The sequence below is a fragment of the Streptomyces sp. NPDC007863 genome (genome assembly GCF_040633895.1).
GTDB lineage: Bacteria > Actinomycetota > Actinomycetes > Streptomycetales > Streptomycetaceae > Streptomyces.
The window spans coordinates 80,365-98,959 of the sequence record NZ_JBEYEI010000015.1 but is presented as its reverse complement, the minus strand read 5'-3'; the positions used below and the strand labels follow the sequence as shown (position 1 = coordinate 98,959).

22 protein-coding genes are annotated in these 18,595 nt (G+C 72.0%); 12 read left to right on the top strand and 10 right to left on the bottom strand.

Going from position 1 to position 18,595, the window contains the following annotated elements; all coding sequences use genetic code 11:
- Positions 1-51: 51 nt before the first annotated feature.
- Together ABZ621_RS23585 and ABZ621_RS23580 are read right to left on the bottom strand one after the other, a co-directional pair.
- Positions 52-1,860 (bottom strand): ABC-F family ATP-binding cassette domain-containing protein, encoded by a 1,809-nt coding sequence (locus tag ABZ621_RS23585; RefSeq protein ID WP_360607624.1) that lies wholly within the window; start codon positions 1,858-1,860, stop codon positions 52-54.
- A 76-nt stretch (positions 1,861-1,936) separates the two neighbouring features.
- Positions 1,937-3,220 (bottom strand): acyltransferase, encoded by a 1,284-nt coding sequence (locus ABZ621_RS23580; RefSeq protein ID WP_360607622.1) that lies wholly within the window; start codon positions 3,218-3,220, stop codon positions 1,937-1,939.
- A 212-nt stretch (positions 3,221-3,432) separates the two neighbouring features.
- Here ABZ621_RS23580 and ABZ621_RS23575 point away from each other — a divergent pair, with 212 nt between their 5' ends.
- Positions 3,433-4,404 carry a hypothetical protein gene (locus ABZ621_RS23575; protein ID WP_360607620.1) on the top strand — a complete coding sequence of 324 codons (972 nt, stop codon included), beginning with the start codon at positions 3,433-3,435 and terminating at the stop codon, positions 4,402-4,404.
- Positions 4,405-4,407: 3 nt separating this feature from the next.
- Here the strand turns inward: ABZ621_RS23575 and ABZ621_RS23570 are convergent, their stop codons facing one another.
- The 6 genes from ABZ621_RS23570 to rsmI all read right to left on the bottom strand — a co-directional run bounded on the left by ABZ621_RS23570 (position 4,408) and on the right by rsmI (position 9,989).
- Positions 4,408-5,295 (bottom strand): 4-(cytidine 5'-diphospho)-2-C-methyl-D-erythritol kinase, encoded by an 888-nt coding sequence (locus ABZ621_RS23570; protein WP_360607827.1) that lies wholly within the window; start codon positions 5,293-5,295, stop codon positions 4,408-4,410.
- Between the two features lie 50 nt (positions 5,296-5,345).
- Positions 5,346-6,254, bottom strand: a complete 909-nt coding sequence (gene rsmA, locus ABZ621_RS23565) for a 16S rRNA (adenine(1518)-N(6)/adenine(1519)-N(6))-dimethyltransferase RsmA (RefSeq protein ID WP_360607618.1) — start codon at positions 6,252-6,254, stop codon at positions 5,346-5,348.
- Positions 6,255-6,282: 28 nt separating this feature from the next.
- The gene (locus tag ABZ621_RS23560) at positions 6,283-7,533 is read right to left on the bottom strand and encodes a ubiquitin-like domain-containing protein (protein WP_360607616.1); all 1,251 of its coding nucleotides are present in this window, start codon (positions 7,531-7,533) and stop codon (positions 6,283-6,285) included.
- A 72-nt stretch (positions 7,534-7,605) separates the two neighbouring features.
- Positions 7,606-8,475 (bottom strand): TatD family hydrolase, encoded by an 870-nt coding sequence (locus ABZ621_RS23555; protein WP_360607614.1) that lies wholly within the window; start codon positions 8,473-8,475, stop codon positions 7,606-7,608.
- A 57-nt stretch (positions 8,476-8,532) separates the two neighbouring features.
- A complete protein-coding gene (locus ABZ621_RS23550; protein ID WP_360607612.1) occupies positions 8,533-8,952 on the bottom strand; it encodes a hypothetical protein in 420 nt (139 codons plus the stop codon).
- A 182-nt stretch (positions 8,953-9,134) separates the two neighbouring features.
- The gene (gene rsmI / locus ABZ621_RS23545) at positions 9,135-9,989 is read right to left on the bottom strand and encodes a 16S rRNA (cytidine(1402)-2'-O)-methyltransferase (protein WP_360607610.1); all 855 of its coding nucleotides are present in this window, start codon (positions 9,987-9,989) and stop codon (positions 9,135-9,137) included.
- An 82-nt stretch (positions 9,990-10,071) separates the two neighbouring features.
- Here rsmI and ABZ621_RS23540 point away from each other — a divergent pair, with 82 nt between their 5' ends.
- The 5 genes from ABZ621_RS23540 to ABZ621_RS23520 all read left to right on the top strand — a co-directional run bounded on the left by ABZ621_RS23540 (position 10,072) and on the right by ABZ621_RS23520 (position 14,045).
- Positions 10,072-11,823, top strand: a complete 1,752-nt coding sequence (locus ABZ621_RS23540) for a phospholipid carrier-dependent glycosyltransferase (RefSeq protein ID WP_360607608.1) — start codon at positions 10,072-10,074, stop codon at positions 11,821-11,823.
- A gap of 186 nt (positions 11,824-12,009) precedes the next feature.
- On the top strand, positions 12,010-12,441 hold the full coding sequence (locus tag ABZ621_RS23535; protein ID WP_360607606.1) for a hypothetical protein: 432 nt from the start codon (positions 12,010-12,012) through the stop codon (positions 12,439-12,441).
- A gap of 69 nt (positions 12,442-12,510) precedes the next feature.
- Positions 12,511-12,732 carry a YozE family protein gene (locus ABZ621_RS23530; RefSeq protein WP_360607604.1) on the top strand — a complete coding sequence of 74 codons (222 nt, stop codon included), beginning with the start codon at positions 12,511-12,513 and terminating at the stop codon, positions 12,730-12,732.
- A 294-nt stretch (positions 12,733-13,026) separates the two neighbouring features.
- Positions 13,027-13,470, top strand: coding sequence for a winged helix-turn-helix domain-containing protein (locus tag ABZ621_RS23525; RefSeq protein ID WP_360607602.1), 444 nt, complete (start codon positions 13,027-13,029; stop codon positions 13,468-13,470).
- An 11-nt stretch (positions 13,471-13,481) separates the two neighbouring features.
- Positions 13,482-14,045 carry an HD domain-containing protein gene (locus ABZ621_RS23520; RefSeq protein ID WP_360607600.1) on the top strand — a complete coding sequence of 188 codons (564 nt, stop codon included), beginning with the start codon at positions 13,482-13,484 and terminating at the stop codon, positions 14,043-14,045.
- Here ABZ621_RS23520 and ABZ621_RS23515 read toward each other — a convergent pair.
- Together ABZ621_RS23515 and ABZ621_RS23510 are read right to left on the bottom strand one after the other, a co-directional pair.
- Complete coding sequence (locus ABZ621_RS23515) at positions 14,033-14,506, bottom strand: NUDIX domain-containing protein (RefSeq protein WP_360607598.1); 474 nt, start codon at positions 14,504-14,506, stop codon at positions 14,033-14,035. The two genes, ABZ621_RS23520 and ABZ621_RS23515, sit on opposite strands and share 13 nt — an antisense overlap.
- Entirely contained in the window at positions 14,503-15,273 is a 771-nt protein-coding gene (locus ABZ621_RS23510; protein WP_360607596.1) for a helix-turn-helix transcriptional regulator, read from the bottom strand. Before ABZ621_RS23510 ends, ABZ621_RS23515 begins: the two co-directional genes overlap by 4 nt.
- Before the next feature lie 722 nt (positions 15,274-15,995).
- On the opposite strand from ABZ621_RS23510, the gene ABZ621_RS23505 reads away from it, so the two are divergent.
- The 6 genes from ABZ621_RS23505 to ABZ621_RS23480 are packed head-to-tail and all read left to right on the top strand — an operon-like array spanning position 15,996 to position 18,579.
- Positions 15,996-16,262: a DUF6284 family protein gene (locus ABZ621_RS23505; protein WP_360607594.1), complete on the top strand. Its 267-nt coding sequence runs from the start codon at positions 15,996-15,998 to the stop codon at positions 16,260-16,262.
- Positions 16,259-16,600, top strand: a complete 342-nt coding sequence (locus tag ABZ621_RS23500; protein ID WP_360607592.1) for a hypothetical protein — start codon at positions 16,259-16,261, stop codon at positions 16,598-16,600. The genes ABZ621_RS23505 and ABZ621_RS23500 overlap by 4 nt, the downstream gene beginning before the upstream one ends.
- The gene (locus ABZ621_RS23495) at positions 16,597-17,601 is read left to right on the top strand and encodes a DUF2637 domain-containing protein (protein WP_360607590.1); all 1,005 of its coding nucleotides are present in this window, start codon (positions 16,597-16,599) and stop codon (positions 17,599-17,601) included. Before ABZ621_RS23500 ends, ABZ621_RS23495 begins: the two co-directional genes overlap by 4 nt.
- Complete coding sequence (locus tag ABZ621_RS23490; RefSeq protein ID WP_360607588.1) at positions 17,598-17,831, top strand: hypothetical protein; 234 nt, start codon at positions 17,598-17,600, stop codon at positions 17,829-17,831. The genes ABZ621_RS23495 and ABZ621_RS23490 overlap by 4 nt, the downstream gene beginning before the upstream one ends.
- The gene (locus ABZ621_RS23485; RefSeq protein WP_360607586.1) at positions 17,831-18,166 is read left to right on the top strand and encodes an RRQRL motif-containing zinc-binding protein; all 336 of its coding nucleotides are present in this window, start codon (positions 17,831-17,833) and stop codon (positions 18,164-18,166) included. Before ABZ621_RS23490 ends, ABZ621_RS23485 begins: the two co-directional genes overlap by 1 nt.
- 20 nt (positions 18,167-18,186) lie before the next feature.
- Positions 18,187-18,579, top strand: a complete 393-nt coding sequence (locus ABZ621_RS23480) for a DUF3307 domain-containing protein (RefSeq protein WP_360607584.1) — start codon at positions 18,187-18,189, stop codon at positions 18,577-18,579.
- Positions 18,580-18,595 lie beyond the last annotated feature (16 nt).

Here is an 18,595-nt window from a genome sequence, read left to right as displayed (position 1 = left end):
CGACCGGTCCATCCCTTGTGCCCAAGGGAGGACCGGTCCGTGATGCCCTCGTTATGCGTTCTCGGCCAGTTCGAGCCAGCGCAGCTCCAACTCTTCACGTTCTCCAGAAAGTTCACGCAACTCGGCGTCGAGCTTCGCGACCTTCTCGAAATCGGTCGCGTTGTCGGCGATCTGCGCGTGCAGCTTCGTCTCGCGCTCGGAGATCTTGTCGAGCTGCCGCTCGACCTTCTGGAGCTCCTTCTTCGCGGCGCGGGCGTCGGCGGCGGAGACCCCGGCCTTCTGCTGCGGGGCGGCCGCGGCGGCGGGCGCCGGGGCGGCCTCCTCGATCATCCGGCGGCGCCGCTCCAGGTACTCGTCGATGCCGCGCGGCAGCATCCGCAGGGCCCGGTCGCCGAGCAGGGCGAAGGTGCGGTCGGTGGTGCGCTCCAGGAAGAAGCGGTCGTGGGAGATGACGACCATGGAGCCCGGCCAGCCGTCGAGGAGGTCCTCCAGCTGGGTCAGGGTCTCGATGTCGAGGTCGTTGGTGGGCTCGTCGAGGAAGAGGACGTTCGGCTCGTCCATCAGCAGACGGAGCAGCTGGAGCCGGCGGCGCTCGCCGCCGGACAGGTCGCCGACGGGCGTCCACTGCTTCTCCTTGCCGAAGCCGAACTGCTCGCACAGCTGCCCGGCGGTCATCTCCCGGCCCTTGCCGAGGTCGACCCGGTCGCGGATCTGCTGCACGGCCTCCAGGACCCGCAGCTGGGCGGGGAGTTCGGTGACGTCCTGGGAGAGGTAGGCGAGGCGCACGGTCTTGCCGACGACGATCCGGCCGGCCGGCGGCTGCTTCTCGCCCTGGGAGACGGAGGCATCCGCCAGTGCCCGCAGGAGTGAGGTCTTGCCCGCGCCGTTGACGCCGACGAGTCCGACGCGGTCGCCGGGGCCCAGCTGCCAGGTCAGGTGCTGGAGGAGGGTCTTGGGACCGGCGGTGACGGTCACGTCCTCCAGGTCGAAGACGGTCTTGCCGAGCCGGGCGTTGGCGAACTTCATCAGCTCGGTGGTGTCCCGGGGCTCCGGCACGTCCGCGATGAGCGCGTTGGCCGCCTCGATGCGGAAGCGGGGCTTGGAGGTGCGGGCCGGGGCGCCGCGCCGCAGCCAGGCCAGCTCCTTGCGCATCAGGTTCTGCCGCTTGACCTCCTCGGTGGCGGCGATCCGCTCCCGCTCGGCCCGGGCGAAGACGTAGTCGGAGTAGCCGCCCTCGTACTCGTACACGTCACCGCGCTGCACGTCCCACATGCGGGTGCAGACCTGGTCGAGGAACCAGCGGTCGTGGGTGACGCAGACGAGCGCCGAGCGGCGGGTCTGGAGGTGGCCGGCGAGCCAGGCGATGCCCTCGACGTCCAGGTGGTTGGTGGGCTCGTCGAGGACGAGCAGGTCCTGCTCCTCGATGAGCAGCTTGGCCAGCGCGATGCGGCGGCGCTCGCCGCCGGAGAGCGGGCCGATGACGGTGTCGAGGCCGTGCTCGAAGCCGGGCAGGCCGAGCCCGCCGAACAGGCCGGTGAGCACGTCCCGGATCTTGGCGCTGCCGGCCCACTCGTGGTCGGCCAGGTCGCCGATGACCTCGTGCCGGATGGTGGCCTTCGGGTCGAGCGAGTCGTGCTGCGTCAGCACCCCGATCCGCAGCCCGCCGCTGTGCGTGACACGGCCGCTGTCGGCCTCCTCCAGGCGCGCCAGCATCCGGATGAGGGTGGTCTTGCCGTCGCCGTTGCGCCCCACGACCCCGATCCGGTCCCCTTCGGAGACACCGAGCGAGACCCCGTCGAGCAGGGCACGGGTGCCGTACACCTTGCTGACGTTCTCGACATTGACCAGGTTGACGGCCACGTTGACTCCAGTGCGGGGTGATCGATCGACATACCAGGGTACGTCCCCGCGCCGCCCGGCGGCCCTGCCGACCGGGTCAGGACCGGGAGCGGCCCGGCCGGTCGACCAGGAGCCAGCCCACCAGGGCCATCGCGACCGCCGCCGGGGCGGTCACCCTGACCGCGATCAGGGTGGCGGTGTGGCCCTCCAGGAGGCCGCCGAAGCCCGTCATCGACAGGCCCAGGACGCCCAGGAGGGCGAGGGCGATGCCGAGCGCGGCGAGCGGTCCCGAGCCGCCGGTGCGGGGGACGGGCGCGGGCGCCTCGAAGCGGCGGAAGACCGCGACGAGGAGCGCGGTCAGCGCGGCCGCCGCGAGGAGCCTGAGCGGCAGCTGCGCCCACCAGGCGGCGGTCGCCGGGGCCGGGAGCCGTACGCCGAGCGCGAGCATCCCGCCGTACACGCCGAGCATCGCCGTCAGGTGCCACAGGAAGGCCGTCATCGCGATGCCGTTCGCCGCGACCACCGCCCGCCAGACCCGCGCCCGGGCCGCGAACCGCGCCCCCGGGCCGCGCAGCAGCTCCACCGCGCCGATCAGCCACAGGCCGTGGCAGAGCAGGGCCAGCGTCGGCGGGGCCATGTTCGACACCTTCTCGCCGGGCATCCCCACCATGGACAGCGGATACGGGCCGAAGGCCACGAGCAGGCCCGCGCCGGCGAGCCCCGCCGCCGCGAGGAGCGCGGGGCGCCGGATCATGCCGTCGGCCCGCAGGAAGCCCAGCTGGTGCACGGCCAGCCAGACGAACGCGAAGTTCAGGAACTCGACGTACGGGACGCCGGCGGCGAAGCGCGCCACGTCGACGAGGACGGCGGCGGCCGCGAGCCCCGCGAAGGCCCCCCAGCCGTACCGCTCGTGCGCCCGCAGCAGCGGCGGGGTGAAGGCGACCATCGCCAGGTAGATCCCGATGAACCACAGCGGCTGCGTGACGAGCCGCAGCGCGACGCCGGTCAGCCCGCCGTCGGCCCCCGCCACCTGGAGCACGAGCGCCGCCGCGCCCCACACCGCGACGAACACCATCGTCGGCCGCAGCAGCCGGCGCAGCCGGGCCCGCAGGAAGTCCGCGTACCGGGGGCGGGAGCGGTAGGCGAGGGCGTGCGCGAAGCCGCCCACGAAGAAGAACACCGGCATCACCTGGAGCGCCCAGGTCGCCGCCTGGAGCTCCGGCACGACCGCCAGCAGGTTCCCGACGCCGTCCTGGGTCACGGCCGCCATCAGCCAGTGGCCGAGGACGACGACCCCGAGCGAGACGACCCTCAGCAGGTCCACGTACCGGTCCCGGCTCGCCGGCGTGCCCTCGGCGAGCTCCCGCGCGCTGATTCTCATACCGGCAGGGTCCCGTGCCCGCCTCCGGCCCGACAGGGCGCGGATACTCAGCCGGCCACTGAGTACGGGCCCGCGGCGGGCCACCGGGCAGTGCCAACCGGCCCCATGCCGTCGGCCACGCGGGCGACCTCGCGGCCGGGGCTGCCGGAGGCTCCGGCCGGCGAGCCGTCATCTTCTCCTCGGACCCACCACCCCACCCCGAGGAGAAACCCATGTCCAGACGTCCACGCGTGGCCGCCGTCGCCGGTGCAGCCGTCGCGCTCACCGTGCTCGCCGCCGGCCCCGCCTCGGCCGGTGATCCGGCCGTCACCGATCCCCGGGTCGTCGCCCACTTCGACTTCGCCGCCGGACAGAACGCGGAGAACATCGCCCTCGAACCCGACGGCTCCGCCGACATCACCTTCGCCTTCGCCCACCAGGTCGCCCGCGTCACCGAGCAGGGCGCGACGACGATCCTCGCCACCCTGCCCGACGTGCCGGACGCGCAGACCCCCGTCGGCGGGGCCGTCGCCCTCGGCATCGCCCGCGCCCACGACGGCACCCTGTACGTCACCTACGCCACCGGGACCGAGAAGACGGGCATCTGGCGCGTCGCGCCCGGCGGCGGCACGCCGGAGCAGATCGGCTTCTTCCCCGCCGACGCCTTCCCCAACGGCCTCGCCCTCGACGAGAAGTGCGGCACCCTCTACACCGCCGACACGCGCCTCGGCACGGTGTGGAGCCTCCCGGTGAGCGGGGGCGAGCCCACGGCCTGGGCCACCGGGGCCGCGCTCGAACCCACCGCCGAGGTCCCCTTCGGCGCCAACGGCCTCAAGGTCCACGACGGCGCCGTCTGGGTGTCCAACACCGCCCGGGGGACCCTGCTGCGCATCCCGGTGCGCGAGGACCGGACCGCCGGTCCGGCCGAGACCCGGGCGACCGGCCTCGCCTTCGTCGACGACTTCGCCTTCACCGGGCACGGCGACACCGTCCTCGCCGCCCTGATCATGGCCGACAAACTGGAGCTCGTCCGGCCCGACGGCACCCACAAGACCGTGCTCACCGGCACGGACGGGCTCGACAACCCGACCTCCGTGGCCGTGCGCCACAAGAAGGTCTACGTGAACAGCGCGGCCTTCTTCGACACCACGGACCCCGACCCGAACCTGCTCCTGGCCAGGATCTCCAAGAACAAGCTCCGGTAGCCCCTACAGGACCGTCGCGCCCGGCGCCGGGGAGGTGGCCGTGTGGGTGGCGCGGCAGGTCCCGGAGGCGCGCAGGGCGCGGGCCACCTGGTCCGCCGACTCCGCGTCCTTCACCAGGAACGCCGTCGTCGGGCCCGAGCCGGAGACCAGGGCCGCGAGCGCGCCCGCCTCGGTGCCGGCCGCGAGGGTCGCGGCGAGCGAGGGCCGCAGCGAGAGCGCGGGGGCCTGGAGGTCGTTGGCGAGGGCGCCGGCCAGCGCCGTCGTGTCGCCGGTGCGCAGGGCCTCCAGGAGCGCCGGGGAGGCGACCGGTTCGGGGACGTCGGCGCCTTCGGCGAGGCGGTCGAACTCGCCGTACACCGCGGGCGTCGACAGGCCGCCGTCGGCGACCGCGAAGACCCAGTGGAAGGGCCCGGCCACCGGCAGCTCCGTCAGCCGCTCGCCGCGGCCGACGCCGAGCGCCGCGCCGCCGACGAGGCTGAAGGGGACGTCGGAGCCGAGTTCGGCGCAGATCTCCAGGAGCACGTCACGCGGGGTGCCGAGGCCCCACAGGGCGTCGCAGGCGAGGAGGGCGCCGGCGCCGTCCGCGCTGCCGCCGGCCATGCCGCCGGCCACCGGGATCGCCTTGGCGATGTGCAGGTGGACGTCCGGGGAGAGGCCGTGCCGGGCGGCGAGGAGGGTGGCGGCGCGGGCCGCGAGGTTGGTGGCGTCCAGCGGGACCTTGTCCGCGTCGGGGCCCTCGCAGGTGACCGTCAGCCGGTCGGCGGGGGTGGCCGTGACCTCGTCGTACAGCGACACGGCGAGGAAGACGTTGGCGAGGTCGTGGAAGCCGTCGGGGCGGGCCGCGCCCACCGCGAGCTGCGCGTTGACCTTGGCCGGGACCCGTACGGTCACGCCGGTCACGCCGGTCACGCCCGTCGCACCGCTCGTGCCCGTCGCACCGTTCACGCCTGGGCCTCCGGCTTGCTCTCCGGCTTGCTCTCCGGCTTGTTCTCCGCGATCCGGGCGAACTCCTCGACCGTCAGCGCCTCGCCGCGCGCCTGCGGCGAGATCCCGGCCTTCACCAGTGCCTCCTCGGCGGCGGCGGGCGAGCCCGCCCAGCCGGCGAGGGCGGCCCGCAGGGTCTTGCGGCGCTGCGCGAAGGCCGCGTCCACGGCCGCGAAGACCTCCGCCTTGGTGGCGGTGGTCGCGATCGGCTCGGTGCGGCGGACCAGGGAGACGAGACCCGAGTCGACGTTGGGCGCGGGCCAGAAGACGTTGCGGCCGATGGCCCCGGCGCGCTTGACCTCGGCGTACCAGTTCGCCTTGACGGAGGGGACGCCGTACACCTTGTTGCCCGGTCCGGCGGCGAGCCGGTCGGCGACCTCGGCCTGGACCATGACGAGGGTCCGCTCGATGGTCGGGAAGCGGTCGAGCATGTGGAGCAGGACGGGCACGGCCACGTTGTACGGGAGGTTGGCGACGAGCGCGGTCGGCGCCGGGCCCGGCAGCTCCTGGACGAGCATGGCGTCGGAGTGGACCAGCGCGAAGCGGTCCTTCCGCTCCGGCATGCGCGCGGCGATCGTCGCCGGCAGCGCGGCGGCCAGGATGTCGTCGATCTCGACGGCGGTCACCCGGTCGGCGGCCTCCAGGAGCGCCAGGGTGAGGGAGCCGAGTCCGGGCCCCACCTCGACGACCACGTCGTCCGGGCGGACGCCCGCGGTGCGGACGATGCGCCGGACGGTGTTGGCGTCGATGACGAAGTTCTGGCCCTTCTGCTTCGTGGGGCGCACGCCGAGGGCGGCGGCCAGCTCACGGATGTCGGCGGGGCCGAGGAGGGCGTCGGGGCCGTCGGGGCCGGTGGTGGTGCTCACCGGTACAGCCTACGGGTCGCCGTACCGGTCACTGGAACAACCTGCGCCCGCAGTGCGGCCAGGGCCCCGCGCCGCGCTGGACGTAGAGCTTCTTCGCCCGGAAGGTCTGCTCGGCGGCGGGGGCGTTCTGGGCGACGCCGGTGCCGCCGAGGGAGCGCCACGTACCGGGGTCGAACTGGTAGAGGCCGCCGTACGTCCCCGAGGGGTCGACCGCGCTCGGCCGGCCGCCGGACTCGCAGGCGGCGAGCGCGCCCCAGTTCAGGCCGTCGGCGCCGGCCACCGAGGTGGGGAGCGAACGGGTGCCGACGCGGACCTTGCGGGAGACGGGTTCGCGGACCAGCTCCTCGCCGGTGCGGCGCGGCTTCTGCTTCACGCCGTTGACGGAGCGCAGGTGGTACGTGACCCGGCGCAGGCCCGGCACGCCCTGCCGTTCGACGACCTCGGTGCCGGCGAAGAGCTCCGGGTCGCGGACGCGCTCGACGGCGTACGGGACGGCCTCCTCGCGGGTCTGGGTGGAGCCGGTGATCCGCAGCACGGTGACGGTCTGCCCGTCGCGGGGGAAGGCGTCCCGGGGGACGGAGGTGGTGTCCTCGCCGCCGAGGGTGATGCCGGCCTCGTCGAGGGCCTCGGCGACGGTGGCCGCGTTGGTGCGGACGGTCCGCTCGCGGCCGTCGGCGAGGAAGGTGACCGCGCGTTCGGTGCGGACGTCGAGCGCGAGGCCGGTGCGGGAGATCGCGGCGGAGCGGGAGACGGACAAATGGGCGCCCTCGGCGCGGACGCCGAGCTGGCGCAGGGCGCCGTCGACGGTGTCGGCGGTGGTCCACACCTGGCGGCGGTAGCCGTCGAGGGTGAGGGCGACCGGCCGGCCGTACCGCAGGACGACCTCGTCGCCGCTGGCGAGCGGCGCGCCGGGGGCGGGGGCGACGAGGTCGTGCTCGCCGATCTCCAGGCCCTCGTCGGCGAGGAGCTCCCGCACGTCGTCGGAGAAGGTGTGCAGGGTGCGGGGGACGCCGTCGACGGTGAGCCGGACGGCCTTGTCGTCGGCGACGAAGGCGCTGGTGCCGCCGGCCAGGAAGGCGACGACGAGGGCCTGCGGGACGAGCCTGCGCAGTCCGTCGCCGGCCGGACGGGCGGCCTTGCGGCGCCGGGCCCCGCGCCGGGCGGCGGCCCGGCCCTGCGCGGGGACGGTCAGGGGGACGGCCTGGGTGGGCTGCTCGTGGACGGGCAGCGTGGCCGCCCCCGGCCGTCCGGCGCGGTGACTGCCCTGGGAAGTGCTCACGAGGCCGGGACCCTAGCCCCGGCGGAGGTCACTCTCCAAAACCACCCGGCTACGACACGTAACCGTTATGGATCAGTAATCGAAGGCGCGGGCCGTGTTCACGGCGAGCGCCTCCGCCATCGCGTTCTCGTCGATGCCGCGCACCGCGGCCATCGCCCGGACGGTGACCGGGATCAGGTACGGGGCGTTGGGGCGGCCCCGGAAGGGCGCCGGGGTGAGGAAGGGGGCGTCGGTCTCGACGAGGACGAGGTCCAGCGGGGCGACGGCGAGGGCGTCGCGCAGCGGCTGGGCGTTCTTGAAGGTCATGTTGCCGGCGAAGGACATGTAGTAGCCCTTGGCGGCACAGATCTCCGCCATCGCGGCGTCGCCGGAGTAGCAGTGGAAGACGGTCCGCTCGGGGGCGCCCTCCTCGTCCAGGACCCGCAGCACGTCGGCGTGGGCCTCCCGGTCGTGGATGACGAGGGTCTTGCCGTGCCGCTTGGCGATCTCGATGTGGGCGCGGAAGGAACGCTCCTGCGCGGCCATGCCCTCGGGGCCCGTGCGGAAGAAGTCGAGGCCGGTCTCGCCGACGCCGAGGACGTGCGGGAGGGCCGCGAGCCGGTCGATCTCGGCGAGCGCGTCGTCGAGCGCCGCGTCGCCGCCCGCGTCCCGCGCCCCCTGCCGCGACCAGCCGTCGGGGTCCCCGAGGACGATCCGGGGCGCCTCGTTGGGGTGCAGGGCGACGGCCGCGTGCACGTTCGCGTACCGCTCCGCCGTCTCCGCGGCCCACTGGGAGCCCTTCACGTCACAGCCGACCTGCACGACCGTCGTCACGCCGACGGCCGCGGCCTTCGTCAGCGCCTCCTCGACCGTGCCGGACTGCATGTCCAGGTGGGTGTGCGAGTCCGCGACCTCCACGAGGAGGGGTTCGGGCAGCGGCGGCGGGGCGTCCTTGGCACTCATGGCCCCGATCGTACGAGGGCCATGAGCACGTCCGCGCGGCGGTTTCGGCGCCCGCTCTCAGTGCCGGGAGCGGAAGGGGTGGAGCAGATCGGAGAGGTGCCAGTGGTGCGGGACCGGCGGCGGGGCCTCCCCGCCCTCGGTCAGCGACTGGCCGATCGGTCCGGCCGCCGAGACGGGACCGGTCTCCTTCGCCCCGCGCCCGTGGTGCTCCATCGACGCGATCAGGTCGAGCACGGTCGACACCTGCCCGGCGCGCATGATCCGCACCACGTGGCCGCCGCAGTTCATGCAGGTCGGATTCGAGAGCGGGGAGGGGACCCGCTCTCCGTCCGCCTTGTACACGACGAACGCCTGGCCGTGCGCGTCCGTGTGGTGCTCTATCTCGTAGGACTGCTCCCAGCCGTACCCGCACCTCATGCAGGCGAAGGCGTAGGCCTCATGGACGACGGGCGTTCCGGTGCCGGTGGTCTCACTCATGCCAGCTCCTCTCCACTGGTCCAGTGGACGCCTTTTCGGGCCGGAGCGCATCAGCGGGGAAGAAACCGTGGAACGGTTTTGGGCGTTCCCTTGCCGAAGCGCCCTCAGAAGCTCCCGGCGCCGGATTCGGCTTTGCCTTAAAGGTTAGCCCTTTACCGTTTCCAGGGCCTTTCCTGGAATTCTCAGGACGCGTTCTTCGCCGCGACGACCGCGTCGAAGACCTCCCGCTTGGGCAGCCCCGCCTCGGCGGCGACCGCGGCGATCGCCTCCTTGCGCCGCTCCCCCGCCTCCTCGCGCACCCGCACCCTGCGCACCAGCTCGGCCGCGTCCAGCTCCTCGGGGCCGGTCTCCGGGGCGCCGTCGACGACGACGGTGATCTCGCCGCGCACGCCTTCCTTCGCCCAGGCCGCCAGCTCGCCCAGCGGGCCGCGCTTGACCTCCTCGTACGTCTTGGTCAGCTCGCGGCAGACCGCGGCGCGCCGGTCGGTGCCGAAGACCTCGGCCATCGCGTCGAGGGTGTCGTCGAGCCGGTGCGGGGCCTCGAAGTAGACGAGGGTGCGCCGCTCGGCCGCGACCTCCCTGAGCCGGCCGAGGCGCTCGCCGGCCTTCCTCGGCAGGAAGCCCTCGAAGCAGAACCGGTCGACCGGGAGGCCGGAGAGCGCGAGCGCGGTGAGCACGGCGGACGGGCCGGGGACGGCCGTCACCTTGATGTCCGCCTCGACGGCGGCGGCGACAAGGCGGTAGCCCGGGTCGGAGACCGACGGCATGCCCGCGTCGGTCACGAGGAGCACCCGGGCGCCGCCCTGCAGGGCCTCGACCAGCTCGGGCGTGCGCGCCGACTCGTTCCCCTCGAAGTACGACACCACCCGCCCGGTGGTGTGCACGCCGAGCGCCCGGGTCAGCCCGCGCAGCCGGCGGGTGTCCTCGGCCGCGACGATGTCCGCCCCCTCCAGCTCGGCGACGAGCCGCGGCGGCGCGTCGCCGACGTCACCGATGGGGGTCCCTGCGAGTACCAGCGTTCCTGTCACGCGTCCCATCCTCCCAGGAGTCGCACCCGTCACGGCGCCCCGTACCGCCGGGACGGGCGACGCGCACAGGCGCAGTCCCTACGATGGCGCGGTGACCCGTACCGCACCCGAGGCCCTGGAGGGCCAGCACTCCATGGCGCCGACCGTGGCCGAGCCCTCTTCGTGGCAGCTGCGGCTGCGGCGCTTCGGCTACCGCCCGCCCGCCGCCGGCTCGCTCGCGATCGGCACGCGGGACCGGCTCGACCCGCCGTACACCCGGCCGTCGCCGCGGGTGACGTCCCTCCTGGGGCTCGGCCCCGCGGCCGCCGACCGGCTGTGGCGGCTGTCCGCCTGGGGCGGTCCGCTGCTCGTCGCGGCCGTCGCCGGCGTGCTCCGGTTCTGGAACCTGGGCAAGCCGCACGCGGTGATATTCGACGAGACGTACTACGCCAAGGACTCCTGGGCCCTGATCAACCAGGGGTACGAGGGGGCGTGGCCCAAGGACATCGACAAGACGATCCTGAAGGACCCCGGCTCGGTCCTGATCCCCACCGACCCGGGGTACGTCGTCCACCCGCCGATGGGCAAGTGGGTCATCGGCCTGGGCGAGAGGCTCTTCGGCTTCGAGCCGTTCGGCTGGCGGTTCATGGTGGCGCTGCTCGGGACGCTCTCCGTCCTGATGGTGTGCCGGATCGGCCGCCGCCTCTTCCGCTCCACCTTCCTCGGCTGCCTCGCCGGACTGCTGCTCGCCGTCGACGGCCTGCACTTCGTGATGAGCCGCACCGCGCTCCTCGACCAGGTGCTGATGTTCTTCGTCCTGGCGGCCTTCTGCTGCCTGGTCGTCGACCGTGACCGGTCACGGAAACGGCTCGCCGCCGCGCTCCCCGAGGACGAGGAGGGAGTCCTCCGCCCGGACGCGGAGATCGCCGAGACCCTGCGCCTGGGCTGGCGCCCGTGGCGGCTCGCGGCCGGTGTGATGCTGGGCCTCGCGGGGGCCACGAAGTGGAACGGCCTGGTCTTCCTGGCCGCGTTCGGCCTGATGACGGTCCTGTGGGACGTCGGCGCCCGGCGGACGGCGGGCGCGGTCCGCCCGTACGTGGCGGTCCTGAAGCGGGACGTGCTGCCCGCCTTCGTCTCCACGGTGCCGGTGGCGTTCGCCGCGTACCTGGCCACCTGGTCGGGCTGGCTCGTCTCCGACAAGGGCTACTTCCGGAACTGGGCCGCCGAGCAGGACGCGGTGGACCCCGGCTTCTGGAGCTGGCTGCCGCAGTGGTGGCGCAGCCTGTGGCACTACGAGTCCGCGGTGTGGAAGTTCCACGTCGAGCTGACCTCGCCCCACACCTACGAGTCCAACCCCTGGTCCTGGCTGGTCGCGGGCCGCCCCGTCTCCTACTTCTACGAGTCCCCCGCCCCCGGCACCGGCGGCTGCCCGGCCTCCGCGAAGGAGAAGTGCGCCCAGGAGATCCTCGCCCTCGGCACCCCCCTCCTGTGGTGGGCCGGCTGCGCCGCCCTCCTGTACGTCCTGTGGCGCTGGCTCTTCCGCCGCGACTGGCGCGCCGGCGCGATCCTCTGCGCCTTCGCCGCCGGCTGGCTCCCCTGGCTCCGCTACCAGGAACGCACGATCTTCTACTTCTACGCCGTGATCCTCGTCCCCTTCCTGTGCCTGGCGGTCGCCATGATGATCGGCGCCATCATCGGCCCGAAGGGCTCCACGGAGAGACGCCGCACCATCGGCGCCGTGGTGGCGGGCTGCCTGGTCCTCCTGATCGTCTGGAACTTCATCTACTTCTGGCCGATCTACACGGCGACGCCGATCCCGATGGACCAGTGGCGGGCGCGGATGTGGCTGGACACCTGGATCTAGCAGGGAATTCGCAGCGAGAGGGCGCGGCCGGTGGCCGCGCCCTCTTGGCTGTTGCCGGTGGCTGCCGGTGGGCACTGGCGGCCCCTGGACGGCCCCCAGGCGGCCCCAGATCAGAAATCTCTCCACCCCCATGGAGCTTGCAGCTCGGCCCTGCGACACTGTGCTGTCGTCCGCCAGGGGGAGAGCATGCAGGACCCAAAGGCCGTACCTCGCCAGCCGTCCGCTCCTGGCCCCGCGTCCTGGAAGCGAAGGTACCGAGGCGCGCTCATCGCCACACCGATCGCGTTCGTAGCCATCGCCGCTGCTTTCATCAGCGGGCGATACACGGCCCCCTCCCACTCCGATGACGCAGCTTCAACCGAGTGCGCCGCCGTCACCGATTCTGTGAGGCGCGGCGGCGAAGAAGCCAAGCCGATCGTCGACAAGATGCAGACGAGCAGCCTCAGTGCAGATGAGCAACTCACCCTCAGAACTGCCCGGCAGATGGCTGCAAACTTGATCCTTCAGAACCCTCAATGCTTCAGCCCGGACGAACTAGCAGTTGCCCAGACGCTCAAAGATCAGCTCAACGACGATTTGATCCGCAAGCAGTGCACCGGACGTTGGTGGGAGTGCTAGCGCAGGCCCTCGCCCTGGTGTCTCACCAAGCCCGCCACGTAGCGGCCGGCTCGGTGCGAGGATGTGGCCATGACGGGTTCCCAGAGCTTCACTACGTGGCTGAAGAGCCACGTCAAGGACGACAACGCCATCGGTGATCTGGCCCGGGACGTAGCTATGGATCCTGACTGGCCATCCGGCAAGCAGCTCAAGGGGCAGCGGGAGTACCTGGAGGGTCGGGGTGCGATTTCTGCCGCCGTAGAGACCCTTGAGCGCGCCTGGGATCTCTACCGAGCGGAAACGGCGGGCTAAGCCCCGCTCCCCCTCGGCCGGCCGCTGGCATCTGCTTCTGACCGGTCTACACGTCGACGCCGATCCCGATGGATCAGTGACAAGCACGGATGTGGCTCGACACGTGGATCTGGCTGGGAAAGCACGACCAAGAGGGCGCGACCATCGGTCGCGCCCTCTTGCTCGTTGTCGGTGGTCCTCGGTGCCCCTTGGCGGTCCCTCGACGGCCCCGAACTCTGGCCCGGGGATGCCGCGTACGTCCGCAGCAACGACGTGCGACCCTGACAGCAGTCGACGTTCCCGGAAGGAGGTGCCGTGCCGGAGGCCAGCCCGCGCGGAACCTATCTGATCATCGCTGACGTGCTGCGGAAGGACATTGAGAAGGGCTCTCACGGGGACGCGCTGCCGTCCGAGGCCGCGCTCATGCGGGAGCACGACGTCTCCCGGAACACCATCCGGCGTGCGCTCAAGACCCTGGAAGCCGAGAAGCTGATCACCTCCGTTCCGGGGGCGGGATGGCGGATGTCGGCTCAGCCCATCCGACCGCTCGTCGACCGCATGACTGACTTGATCAAGGAAGACGCACTGACGGTGGGCGACCCCTACCCGTCGGAATCAAAGCTGTGCACACGGTTCGGAGTCTCCCGCACGGCGGTACGGCGCGCCCTCGCGCAGATGGAGGGAACCGGGCTGCTCGCCACCGTCCACGGCAAGGGCCGAACCGTTCGCGCCCTCCCGATCGACCCAGAGGAGTCCTAGCCTTGCCACCCATGGGGCTTACTGAGTGGGCTTACGCGCTCTCCGAAACGATGTTGTCCGAGCCGTTGCCGCGCCGCTGGTCGCACTCCCTCGGGGTCGCCAAGCGGGCACGGTCCTTCAGCCCGATCCTTGGCCGCGACGCCGCACTGCTGGAAGCTGCGGCCGTTCTCCATGACGTCGGCTATTCCCCCAGCATCGCCACCACCGGCTTCCACCCGCTCGACGGGGCTCGCTTCCTCCGCGACCAGGAAGGGGCCGACGAACGAGTCGTCCGGCTCGTCGCCCATCACTCCTGCGCTCTGCTGGAGGCGGAGGAACGGGGACTCCGCCATGAGCTGGAGACCGAGTTCGCCTTGGAGAGGCCGGAGCTGGTGGACGCGCTCATCGTGTCCGACATGACGACGACACCGGACGGCGAGCACACGACGCCGGCGGCCCGGCTGGACGAGATCGTGCAGCGGTACGGCCCCGACACCATCGTGGGCCGGTTCATCCAGCGGGCTGCCCCCGAGATCTATGCCGCCAACGAGCGGGTGGAAGGGCGCCTGGCCGCCGCACACGTTCAGCCGATGTAGGGCTCCCGCCGGGTCTCGTCCAGGCCGTGTCGGATGCGGAGGCGCATGGACGGGTGAATGTCGAGTTCGTGGAGGTCCGCCGGGTTCACCCAGCGGACCTCCTTCGATTCGCTGCTCGTGCGGAGGGTGCCGCCAACCGGCTTGGCCCGGAAACAGATCGAGAACTGCTGCCGCACCTCGCCGTCGTCGTATGCGAGGACGTGCTCCGGGTCCGTGTAGAGGCCGATGACGCCCTCCACCTCGACCGCGATTCCGGTCTCCTCCTCGACCTCTCGGACGGCGGTATCGCCGATCCGCTCGCCGATGTCGTGACCGCCCCCTGGCAACGCCCACAGGTCGTTGTCTGTCTTGTGGATGAGCAGGAGCCGCCCCTCGCTATCGCGGACAACAACGGTGACCGAGGGGACCACCGAGTTGGCTTTGGGGGCCGCAGGGTCGCGGAAGTAGTCGATACGGCTCATGCGCTTGAACCTCCGAGGGTCGTGGGGGAGGAGATCTGCCGCGCGCTCTCCCAGACCCGCTCCACACTCTCGGCGTAGGCGTCGAACAGTTCGCCACCCGGGACGCGCTGAAGGTGCAGAACGGGGGCCATGTACGCGCCGACGCCGTACAGGTGCCCGTTGGCGAGCATCGCGTCGTCTGCGCGGTAGATGGAGTTGTAGAGGGTCGTTGTGTGGAGGCGGAACTCGACTCCAGGAAGCTCGAACAACGGTGCGTAGTTGACGAGCGCGTTGCGAATCTTGCTGGCCATCGCGCCGCCGATCCCCTCATCGGCCCCGCGGACGGCGACCGCTTCCGACTCGGGGTCGCCGAGCATGAATCTGATCGGAACGCCGTCGGCGGACTTCTCCTTCACCACCTGGTGAAAGGCCGGGTCCTCGGTGAGCCAGAAGCCCGAGTAGACCAGGACGTCGAACTGCCGCCGGGCGCCGGCGTAGAGCTGCGGCCAGAGCCGGTTCGGTACGACGGAGCGGTGCGGGTAGAGCTGGACCAACTCGGCGTTGCCTGCCTCAGTAACCTCGGCCGACGTCCGCTCCTCGGGCCAGAGATAGGAGACCTCCCGCTGAAGGAGGGACGCCGTGGCGTACTTGAAGCGGCGGTAGGGCTGACGCTTGGGGTCGTTGATCCAGCGCTCCACAGTCTTCGCGGACACTCCAAGCCGCTCGGCCACCTGATCCAGGGTCATACCGCTCTCGATGATTGCGCCGCGTAAGCGTTCGTTGGCCATGCCCGTGGGCTCCCCTGTGGGACGACTTGGGACGACTCACCGTAGCCAAGCCGTCCTGGAGTCGTACATGTGCGGTGTCCACCGTCTGTGCTGATCAGGCCAAGCTGAAGACATCGAGTGGGATGGACTCGCAGACGCCAAAGACCCAAGGGACTTGACGATGCGAATCCCTCTCCCCATAATGGAGAACAGGTAGTACATGTACCTCATCAGGCTTCGGGCCGGTGATCGGTGCTGCCTAAGCACGCCGCCTGGAGAGCTCGTGAAACGGCTCGATGGAAGCGCCAGTCACGGTTGAGAACTGAACAGTGGATGCAGGCATCTGCGACAAGCCGTAGGCCCTGCCGCACGCGAACAGCAAGCACCTTGCTCCGGCCGCCCTTCGGGGTCGATCACGGAGTCTTCTGCGTCGGTGAGACAGGGGCAAAGATCGCGAACTGTCATTACGCCATGTCCGCCCCGATGGAGGCCGGCATAAAGCGATTAAGACCCTGGGCGCCCCTCCCGCTGGACCGGCGGAGTGGCCATGCCCACCGCGTCATCTGCCCCCCGCAGCCGATCGGCTGCGGCCGGTTGCCTCCCTCGCCCGTCCGGCCCCCGTCACTCGGGGTGCTGTACGGGCGGGGTTGAGGGGAGCCGGATGGTTCCAAACGGCGAGAGGTCCCGGAGTTGCACCTCCGGGACCTCGATAGGGCCGTTCCTCTGAGAAGGGAACACGACCCATGAAGTCCATCATCACACTCCCCACCACCTCCCAGGCCTTGGCGTTCGACGGTGAGCCGTCGGACGCGGAGCTGGACGCGATCGAGCTGGAGATGCCGCTGATCGAGGCGGAGGTCGACCTCCTCGACGTCCAGATCACGACCCTGGACCGCCCGGCCACGGAGCTGGACGAGCGGCGCGCGCGCCGGGCCCGCAACCGGGTCCTGGTCGAGCGCCGGAACCTGACCAACCGCGTCGCCACGGTGCAGTCCGGCGGTGTCGCGTGAACGCCCAGAAGCTCGCGGACCTGACGGTCCCGGTGACGGCGCTGATCGCGATGGAGGCGAAGTTCCCGCACCTGCCGGCGCCATGCGTGAACGTGACGACGATCTTCCCGGACCGGCTGGAGCTGTCGTTCCACTACGACGACTTCGCCGCGTTCGAGACCTGGCGCGAGGCCCTGAACATGCCTCCGGCCGCCGTCGAGCACCACGTTCAGGGCGGCGGCACCACGGCCGTCCGAAGTGTTCACGGCCGCTTCGCCGGTGCTCACGTCCGGCTCGTCGGCTACGCGCCCATTCCGGCCCTGGAGCCGGTGGCGGCGGGTTCGGGGGCGGTGTCGTGAACGCTGTTCAGATCCGTTCAGCCGAGCAGGCGCTGAGCGTGGGGACGTGGCTGATCGTGTGCGGGGCGATGCTGTACTCGGTCCTCACCGTCACGCCGCTGATGCGGGCCCACACCCCCGACGCGTGGGACTGGACCGCCCCCATCCTCCCCATCGTCGTGGACGCCGCCGTCGTCATCGTCGTGCGTCTCGACTCCGTCCTGGCCCGTCTGGGCGGGGAGGGCGGCCGGTGGCCGGTGGTGCTGCGGTGGATGACCGGCATCATGACCCTCGCCCTCAACACGGCCGACTCCGCGCTGAGGAAAGACCTGGTCGGAGTGGCCGTGCACGCCGTCGCGCCGCTCTTGCTGATCGTCACCGCAGAGACCGGCCTCGCCTACCGCCGTTCCATCACCGCTGCCGTGAACGGCCTGGAGGAGCGTGAACGGGCGGAGCGCCGGCGCCGTGAGCAGGAGGCCCGGCAGCGTGCCAAGGAGGCCGAGGAGGCCGAGCGGCAGCGGGCCGATGAGGCGGAGCGGCGGGAGCGTGAGCGCCGCGAGTTCGACGCGAAGCTGTCCCGTGAACAGCGTGAGCACGAGGCGGCGCTGGCCCGCGAGCAGGCCGAGCGCGAGGAGCGCAAGGAGCGGGCGGAGCGGGAGGCGCGTGAACGCGCTGAACGCGAGCGTGAACAGCAGCGCCTGGACCGTGAGCGCCGTGAACGCGAGGCCGCCGAGAAGGCCGAGCGGGAGCGCCGAGAGGCCGCCGAGAAGGCGGCGCGTGAACACCGTGAGCGTGAGGAGCGGGCCGAGCGTGAACGCGCCGCACTCCTCGCCGCCGGCCCCGCCCAGAAGAAGCAGGACGACGACGTGGCCCTCCGAACGGTGGCCGCCGCGTTCGCCGCCGGCCTGTCGGTACGGCAGGCCGCCGAGCTGACCGGCTGGTCCACCGGCTGGGTCACCGGCCGCTACCAGGAACTGCGCGGCAACCACTCCGCCCCGGCTCTCGAAGGAGCGTCCCGGTGAAGCTCTCCCCGAACACCAACCCGCCCGAGCCCGCCGACCTGCTGATCCGGTTCCACAACCAGACCGGCGCCGCCGTCGACGTCACCGGTCGCCCGCGCACCTACGCCTGCCGGTGGTGCTGCCACGGCTGCGGTGAGCGTGCCAGCAGCGGGGACTACCTGAAGTCCACCCGGCCCAAGGCCAACGAGCACGCCGCCACCTGCCGGGCCTCCTACCACCGCCTCGGCTGATGGCTGGCCTGCCTGTCTACCGGTGGCGTCTGGCGCCGGAGGGGCTGGCGACGTTCCGGCAGCTTCGGGCACTCGGGCTGCGGCCGGCGGGTCAGCCGGTCGTTGCCCAGCTCGAACGGCCCCGCCGCCGGCGAGAACCCCTGGTCGCCTACCTGTACCGGATCGACCTGGCCCGGCCGGTGCGTCCGATGACCCCGGCCAAGCGGGCGGCCCTTGCCGCGGCGAACGCCGCCCGCCGGGTGTGCCCGGAGTGCGGGCGGGACGCCGGATACCGCATCCCCGCCTCGCTCGGCATGTGCACCCCTTGCGCCTACCCCGACACCACGGCCGCGTGAGCGGCACCCCGGGAGAACCTGTGTTCGCGACCGTGTTCGTGCTGCTCTACGTCGGTCATCTGCTGGCCGACTACCCGTTCCAGACCGACCACCAGGCCGCCCACAAGGCCGACTGCGGTGCGGCCGGCTGGCGGGCCAACCTCACCCACGCCGCCACCCACATCGCCGCGTGCGGCCTCGCCCTCGCGGCCGGCGCCGCCGCCCTCGACCTCTCCGTTTCCTTCCCGGCCGCGCTGGCGGCGCTGGTGTGGATCGGCGGGACGCACGCCTTCATCGACCGCCGCTGGCCCGTGCGCTGGTGGATGACCCACCTGCGCCAGACCGGCTGGGCCGCCCACGGCGGTGCCGCGCACGTCGACCAGACCGCCCACATCCTCGCCCTCGGCCTCGCCGCCCTCGCGCTGGCCGCCTGAGCCCCTGAAGGAGGGA

Coding starts and splice junctions, on each gene's coding strand:
- ABZ621_RS23580 (WP_360607622.1), bottom strand. CDS start 3,220: ATGAGAATCAGCGCGCGGGAGCTCGCCGAGGGCACGCCGGCGAGCCGG.
- ABZ621_RS23575 (WP_360607620.1), top strand. CDS start 3,433: ATGTCCAGACGTCCACGCGTGGCCGCCGTCGCCGGTGCAGCCGTCGCG.
- ABZ621_RS23555 (WP_360607614.1), bottom strand. CDS start 8,475: ATGAGTGCCAAGGACGCCCCGCCGCCGCTGCCCGAACCCCTCCTCGTG.
- ABZ621_RS23550 (WP_360607612.1), bottom strand. CDS start 8,952: ATGAGTGAGACCACCGGCACCGGAACGCCCGTCGTCCATGAGGCCTAC.
- rsmI (WP_360607610.1), bottom strand. CDS start 9,989: ATGGGACGCGTGACAGGAACGCTGGTACTCGCAGGGACCCCCATCGGT.
- ABZ621_RS23535 (WP_360607606.1), top strand. CDS start 12,010: ATGCAGGACCCAAAGGCCGTACCTCGCCAGCCGTCCGCTCCTGGCCCC.
- ABZ621_RS23530 (WP_360607604.1), top strand. CDS start 12,511: ATGACGGGTTCCCAGAGCTTCACTACGTGGCTGAAGAGCCACGTCAAG.
- ABZ621_RS23520 (WP_360607600.1), top strand. CDS start 13,482: ATGGGGCTTACTGAGTGGGCTTACGCGCTCTCCGAAACGATGTTGTCC.
- ABZ621_RS23515 (WP_360607598.1), bottom strand. CDS start 14,506: ATGAGCCGTATCGACTACTTCCGCGACCCTGCGGCCCCCAAAGCCAAC.
- ABZ621_RS23510 (WP_360607596.1), bottom strand. CDS start 15,273: ATGGCCAACGAACGCTTACGCGGCGCAATCATCGAGAGCGGTATGACC.
- ABZ621_RS23505 (WP_360607594.1), top strand. CDS start 15,996: ATGAAGTCCATCATCACACTCCCCACCACCTCCCAGGCCTTGGCGTTC.
- ABZ621_RS23485 (WP_360607586.1), top strand. CDS start 17,831: ATGGCTGGCCTGCCTGTCTACCGGTGGCGTCTGGCGCCGGAGGGGCTG.